This window comes from Actinomadura sp. KC06, from assembly GCF_004348735.1.
Classification (GTDB): Bacteria; Actinomycetota; Actinomycetes; order Streptosporangiales; family Streptosporangiaceae; genus Spirillospora.
Map to the genome: position 1 here is coordinate 1 of NZ_SMKT01000271.1, position 6,854 is coordinate 6,854.

Here is a 6,854-nt window from a genome sequence, read left to right on the forward strand (position 1 = left end):
GGGCGGGCGGGCTCTCGGCCGCCGTCGAGCTCACCCTGTCCGGCCATGACGTGCGCCTGTGGAACCGCAACCCGATGACGCTGGCGCCGCACGTCGAGCGCCAGGCCGTCGCGTACGCCGGGGTGTCCGGGACGGGCGAGGCCGTCCCGGAGGTCATGACGACCGACCTCGCCGAGGCGCTGCGCGGCGCCGAGGCCGCGGTCGTCTGCCTGCCGAGCATCGCGCACCGCGCGCTGTTCGCGGACCTGGCCCGCCTGCCCGTCCAGGTCCCGGTCGTGCTCAACCCCGGGCACACCGGGGGTGCGCTGCACGCCCGCGCCGTCTTCGCCGAGCACGGGACGAAGCTCCCGCCGCTGGCCGAGTTCTCCACGCTGACCTATGTGGCGCGCGTCCGCTCCGGGACCGTGGTCACCACCGGACGGGCCGGGACGGTGCGGGCCGCATGCCTTCCGGGAGGGGAGGAGGCGCTCGACCACGGGCTCCGGCTCTTCCGGGGCGCGTCGGCGGTGCCGGACGTCCTCGCGTCCAGCCTCTCCAACGTGAACCTGGTGCTGCATCCGCCGGGCGCGGTGCTCGGGGCCGCCTGGGTCGAGGCGACGCGCGGCGGCTTCACGTTCTACGTCGAAGGCATGACGCCAGGTGTCGCCCGCGTCCTGGAGGCGCTCGACGGCGAACGCCGAGCCGTGGGCCACGCGTTCGGTCACGCGCTGCCGGGAGTGCTCGCGGAGATGACCGCGATCGGCACGGCCGACCCGGTCGCGGCGGAACGCGGCGACGTGGTCGGCGCGGTACGCGGCGGGACGGCCAACCGCGACATCGCGGCGCCCGGCTCGTTCGCGCACCGCTACTACCGGGAGGACCTGCCGTACGGGCTGCTGCCCTTCACCGCCCTCGCCGGGATCGCGGGCGTACCCGTCCCGACCGCGAACGCGCTGCTCACATTGGGCGCGACCGCGACCGGCGACGACCCGTCGGCCGAGGGCCTGAACGCCGCCCGCCTGGGATTGGCGGGCCTCGACGCGGCCGGCGTCCTGGCCGCCGTACGAGCCTGAGCCGTTCGAGCCTGAGAGGGACATATGGAACTGTCACATCGAGTGATCGCGGTCGTCGGCGGTGACGAGCGCGAACAAGAGATCGCCAGGCTCGCCGCCGCCACCGGCGCGACCATCCGCGCCTACGGATTCCCCTGGCCGGACGGCGGGATCGCGGGAGTCGCCCACGCCGCGTCGGCCGCCGAGGCCCTGGACGGTGCCGACTACGCGCTGTTCCCCATCCCGGGGATCGCGTCCGACGGCGTCCTGTTCGCGCCCGCCTCCCCCGAGCCGATCCTGCCCGACGCCGCGCTGCTGTCCCGGCTCGCACCGGGGGCGACGATCATCCTCGGCCAGGCGGACGAGCGGCTCCGCAAGGCCGCCGCCGAGAACGGCATCGCGCTCGCCGAGTACGAGGACGACACCGAGCTGATGCTGCTGCGCGGCCCGGCCATCGTGGAGGGCGCGCTGCAGCTCGCCATCGCCGAGACCGACGTGACGATCCACGCCGCCGACGTCGGCGTGGTCGGCCACGGCAACATCGGCCGCCTGCTCGCGCGGACACTCGTCCTGCTCGGCGCGCGGGTGCACCTGTTCGCCCGCAACCCGGTGCAGCGCGCCGACGCGCTGTCCGCGGGCTGCGTCCCGCACCCGCTGTCCGAACTGCCAGAGCGGGCCGCCGGGCTGTCGATGCTGTTCTCGACCGTCCCGACGCGGGTGGTCGACCGGAAGGTCCTGGCGGCGCTGCCCCCGGCGAGCCTTGTCATGGACCTGGCCGCGCCGCCCGGCGGCATCGACCTGGACGCCGCGCGGGACCTCGGGCACCGCGCCGTCTGGGCACGCGGCCTCGGCCGCCGCGCCCCCGTGACGGTCGGCGCCAGCCAATGGTCGGGGATCTCACGGCGCATCGCCGAAATCGAGGAGGGCACATCGTGAAAGCTGATCTGGTCCTGCGCGGCGGACGCGTCGTCACCCACACCGGCGAGTTCCACGGCGGCGTGGCGGTACGCGACGGACGCATCGTCGCGGTCGGCGCCGACGGCGACCTTCCCGCCGGCGCGCGGGAGATCGACCTCGACGGGCGCGTCCTGATGCCCGGCGTGATCGACCCGCACTGCCACCTGGGCGTCGACTACGACTACGACGACGACATGCGCACCGAGACGGCCGCGGCCGCGAGCGGCGGCGTGACCACCGTGCTGCTCTTCACGCGCAACCCCAACGGCGGCTACGTCGACTTCTACAAGGAGCGGCGGGCCCGCGGCGAGGCGCAGTCGACCATCGACTTCGGGTTCCACTGGGGGATCCAGCGCGAGGACCACATCCCGGACATTCCACGGGTCGCGGCCGAGACCGGCGTCCAGTCGTTCAAGTGCCACATGGGGTACGAGCCCGGCAACCCGATCGGGATCCGCTCGTCCACCGACGCCTGGGTGTACGGGGCGATGCGCGAGGCCGCCAAGCTGCCCCGGGGCGTGGTCTCGGTGCACTGCGAGAACACCGAGCTCGCGGCCATGCTCAAGGAGGAGATGAAGGCCACCGGACGGCAGGACCTGGGCGCCTACACCGAGTCGCGCCCGTCCTTCGTCGAGGAGGAGGCCATCGTCCGGGTCATCAAGCTCGCCGAGCTGACCGGCTGCCCGCTCTACATCGTGCACACCTCCGTCGGACGCGGCCCGGAGATCGCCGCGCAGGCCCGCGCCCGCGGCGTGGACGTGACCGTCGAGACCTGCCCGCACTACCTGACCCGCACCGCCTACGACCCCGACCTGGACGCCCGCGCCAAGATCTCCCCGCCGCTGCGCGACCGGCACGAGCAGGACGGCCTGTGGCGCGCCCTGCTCGGCGGCGCCATCGGCACGATCGGCACCGACCACGTCCCGTTCCGCAAGAACGGCGGCGACCTGTGGACGGAGAAGCCGGGCGTCGTCTCCTTCGCCTGGGAACTGCCGCTGATGCTGCACCACGGGGTGCACGAGCGCGGCCTGCCGCTGAGCGACCTGGTGCGGATGAACTCCTACAACCCGGCCCGCCGGTTCGGGCTGCTCCCGCGCAAGGGCGCCATCCAGATCGGCGCGGACGCCGACCTGGTCGTGGTCGACCTGGACGAGGAACGTCCCGTCGTCCACGACGGCAAGGGCACCTGCCTGTGGGAGGGCCACAGGCTGAAGGGCTGGCCGGTCATGACGTTCTCGCGCGGCCGTCAGGTCTACGCGGACGACCGCTGCGACGACTCCGAGCAGGGCCGCGGCCTGTGCGTGAACGTCCCGGAATGAGAGGTGCAGCGTGCTGCGCTCGGTGTCCATCGAGATGATGTGGCGGGACCGCCCATACGCCGACCGGGCGCGTGCGGCAGGGGCAGCCGGATTCGACCTGGTCGACCTCTGGGACCGGCGGACCTCCGACCTCGACGCCGTCGCCGCCGCATGCCACGCCGCGGGCATCGGCGTGAACGGCTTCTTCGGCAACCGGGACCATCCGCTGTGCGACCCGTCCGGGCGCACGGCGGTGCTGGACGAGATCGCCCGCTCCCTGGACGCCGCCGTCGCCGCAGGGGCCCGCCAGCTGCACATCTTCTCGAACGCGATCAGCGAGGGACGCGTCGTCCCGTCGCCGCCGCTCCCCGCCGAGGTGCTGCACGGCGCCTGCGTCGAGGCGGTGTCGGCCGCGGCCGAACTCGCTCGCGGCAGCGGGGTCACGCTCGTCCTGGAGCACCTCAACACCGTGTTCCTGCCCGGCTACCTGTGGGGCGACGTCCCTGCGGTCGTCACGATCGCCCGCGAGATCGCGGACCCGGTGGTCGGCGTCGCGTTCGACGTCTTCCACCAGCAACTGTGCGGCGGCCGCCTCACCGACCACCTGGAGGCCGCCGCGCCCTGGATGGCCCGGTTCGACGTCGCGGGCGTCCCCGGACGGCACGAGCCCGGCACCGGCGAGGTCGACTTCGGGCACCTCCGCGCCGTCCTGGACCGGCTCGGCTGGGACGGGACGATCACGTTCGAGACCGTCCCCGGCGACGGCCGCCCCGAGACCGCCGTCGCGGCCATCGACGAGTACTTCCCGGCCGCGCCGCGCCGGGCCACGCGTGAAGGAGCCTGACATGGACCATTCCGGACTGGACGGGAAGATCGCCATCGTCACCGGAGCCGGGTCGTACACCGGCCAGGGCGCGGCCGAGGCGCGGCTGCTGGCCTCGCACGGCGCCACCGTCATCGTGACCGACCTGCCGGGCGGCGCCGGGGAGAAGGTGGCCGCCGAACTCGCCGGTCCCGGCCGCTTCCTGCCGCTGGACGTCACCGACGAGGCGGCCTGGACCGACCTCATGGCGACCGTCCGATCCGACTACGGGCGGCTCGACATCCTGGTGAACAACGCCGGGGTCTGGCTCCACGCGGGCCTGGCCGACACGTCCCCCGAGCAGTACCGGCGGGTCGTCGAGGTCAACCAGACGGGCGTCTACCTGGGCATGTACGCGGCGGCGCCGCTGATGCGGGAGTCCGGCGGCGGTTCGATCATCAACACCTGCTCCACCGCCGGCCTCAAGGGCGGCGGCATGCCGTTCGCCTACGCCGCGAGCAAATGGGCCGTCCGCGGCATGACGCGCGCCGCCGCCTGGGAACTGGCCGCCGGCGGCATCCGCGTCAACGCCATCTGCCCCGGCGTCATCGACACCCCGATGATCGAGGGCGGCGCGGAGAACCGGGCCCGGCTGGCCGGGCTCATCCCGTCCGGACGGCTCGGCACCGCCGGCGAGATCGCGGACCTGGTCCTGTTCCTCGCCGGGGACGGCAGCCGCTACATCTCCGGCGCCGAGATCGCCATCGACGCCGCGTTCACCGCCTGATGCCCGTCCACTACGTCGTCCTCTGCCGGGACGTGCCGGACTCGGCCGTGCTGCGCCGGTCCGTCCTGGACGAGCACCGCCGCTACGTCGACGAACGAGCCGACCTGATCAAACTCTCGGGCCCCCTCTTGGGCCCGGACGGCACAACCCGACGCGGACAGCTCTTCGTCCTGGACGTCCCGGACCGGCAGTCGGCGGAGGCGTTCATCTCCGCCGACCCGTTCACCCGCGCCGGCGTCTTCGCCACCGTGGACATAGACCCCCTGCTCCCGATCTTCGGCAACGGCCGCCGAACCTGACGCCGCCAGGCCCTCTCAGCCACCCTGGCCGGCCGGTTCACGCGCCTGATCCACCGCCGACACCGCTCCCTCGACCGTCGCCCCCGCCCGCACATGGACGGGCTCGCTCCCGACAGCCGCGACCCGCCACCGCCGCCGGGCGACCGCCATGGAGGCCAGGTAGAGCGCGCCGACCGTCACCGCCGTCACGACGATGTTCAGATATTGCGTCGGCACCGCCGTGTTGATGAAGTACCCGACAACGACCCAGAACAGGGCGACCCAGTTGAAGCCCCGCCAATAGGCGTAACGCGCGTCGGGACGGAACAGGGCGGGCACGTCCAGCCGCGTCTTCAGCAGGACGACGTAGTGCGCGACGAAGACACCGGCCATCGGCGCGAACAGATTGGCCAGATTCTCCATATAGCCCGTGTAGCCGCTGATCAGGCCGGGTGCCAGCGAGGCGGCCAGCCCGATCACGCCCACGAACAGCGTCCCCCAGAACCGTCCGACGCGGGAGAAGAGCGTGGTGATCGCCAGCCCGGCCGTGTAGAGGTTCTGCACGTTGATCGTCCAGTTGTCCAGGACGATGTATACCAGGATCAGCACCAGCAGCCAGACCGCGCCCTGCGTCGCCGTCACGATCACGTCGAAGGCGTTCTCGCTCTTGCCGAGCACCGCCGCGACGGCGTACCCGCCCAGGAAAGAGCAGATCAGCTGGCCGATCACCGCCGCCAGGAAGGTGCCGATCCACATGTCGACACGGGTGCGCGAGTAGCGGCAGAAGTCCGCCGAGTCGGTGAAGTTGGAGAACCACGCCGCGGCCATGCTGGTGGTCCACAGGGCGATCAACGCGACCTTCCCATGACCCGTCCCGGCGAAGGAGAACACCGCGTCGGGGTGGAAGCTCTCCTTCGGATAGGTCATCAGCATCACGACGATGACCACGGAGAAGGCGATCTTGAGCAAGAAGGCCACCCGGGACAGCACCTTCAGCGACCCGTAGCCGACCGTGGCCACCAGGATCTGGAAGACGGCGAAGCAGACGATGATCAACGTCTGCGAGATCTCCCGGTCGAACAGGGAGCGCAGCACCGCCGCGATCCCCACCCCGCCGGCGACCGTCTGGAAGGCGAACCAGTACACGCTGGACACCGCCCGCAACACCGACGTCACGGCCGCGCCGCGGGTTCCGAACACCGCCCGCATGCTCACCAGGCCCGGGATGCCGTAGTCCACCCCGACCGTGGCGGCCACCAGGTAGACGCTGAAGCCGACCACGATGCTGAGGAAACCGGTGAGCGTCGCCTCCCACAGCGACATCCCGGCGGCCACCAGCGCACCGCTGATCACGATGGTCCCGGGATTGACGACGAAGTTCAGGACCATCGCGAAGATGTCCCACCACCGGACGGTCCGCAGTTCGTCCGGAACCACCTCGGCCCCGAACTGCTCGACCCCCTTCGGCTGGCGGTACCTCTTGGCAAGTTCCGCTTCGACGTGTTGAGTGTCCGTCATGTACCTGCCCGTCCCGCTTGTCCCGTTCCCGTGACCCGGCGAGGTGCGAAATTGGAGCGATCCAGCCCACCGGTAAAGACTGGTCACATGTAATACATGTGCAGACCTTACAGTCCCATGCCCCAGGTGACAACGGTCACCACAAACCGCCCACCTGGGCCTTCACCCCCACCAACACATCCC

General features: G+C 71.7%; 7 protein-coding genes. 6 read left to right on the forward strand and 1 reads right to left on the reverse strand.

Going from position 1 to position 6,854, the window contains the following annotated elements; genetic code table 11:
- The 6 genes from E1287_RS41000 to E1287_RS41025 all read left to right on the forward strand — a co-directional run.
- A partial coding sequence (locus tag E1287_RS41000) for an NAD/NADP octopine/nopaline dehydrogenase family protein (protein ID WP_207934771.1) occupies window positions 1-1,052 on the forward strand: 1,052 nt, incomplete at its 5' end.
- Between the two features lie 24 nt (window positions 1,053-1,076).
- Window positions 1,077-1,967, forward strand: coding sequence for a dipicolinate synthase subunit DpsA (locus tag E1287_RS41005; protein WP_131971179.1), 891 nt, complete (start codon window positions 1,077-1,079; stop codon window positions 1,965-1,967).
- Complete coding sequence (locus tag E1287_RS41010) at window positions 1,964-3,307, forward strand: amidohydrolase family protein (RefSeq protein WP_131971181.1); 1,344 nt, start codon at window positions 1,964-1,966, stop codon at window positions 3,305-3,307. The genes E1287_RS41005 and E1287_RS41010 overlap by 4 nt, the downstream gene beginning before the upstream one ends.
- Before the next feature lie 10 nt (window positions 3,308-3,317).
- Window positions 3,318-4,130, forward strand: a complete 813-nt coding sequence (locus E1287_RS41015; protein ID WP_131971183.1) for a TIM barrel protein — start codon at window positions 3,318-3,320, stop codon at window positions 4,128-4,130.
- Between the two features lies 1 nt (window position 4,131).
- Window positions 4,132-4,875 carry a glucose 1-dehydrogenase gene (locus E1287_RS41020; protein ID WP_131971185.1) on the forward strand — a complete coding sequence of 248 codons (744 nt, stop codon included), beginning with the start codon at window positions 4,132-4,134 and terminating at the stop codon, window positions 4,873-4,875.
- Window positions 4,875-5,174, forward strand: coding sequence for a YciI family protein (locus E1287_RS41025; RefSeq protein ID WP_131971187.1), 300 nt, complete (start codon window positions 4,875-4,877; stop codon window positions 5,172-5,174). Before E1287_RS41020 ends, E1287_RS41025 begins: the two co-directional genes overlap by 1 nt.
- Window positions 5,175-5,189: 15 nt before the next feature.
- Here the strand turns inward: E1287_RS41025 and E1287_RS41030 are convergent, their stop codons facing one another.
- The gene (locus tag E1287_RS41030; RefSeq protein ID WP_131971189.1) at window positions 5,190-6,671 is read right to left on the reverse strand and encodes a cytosine permease; all 1,482 of its coding nucleotides are present in this window, start codon (window positions 6,669-6,671) and stop codon (window positions 5,190-5,192) included.
- Window positions 6,672-6,854 lie beyond the last annotated feature (183 nt).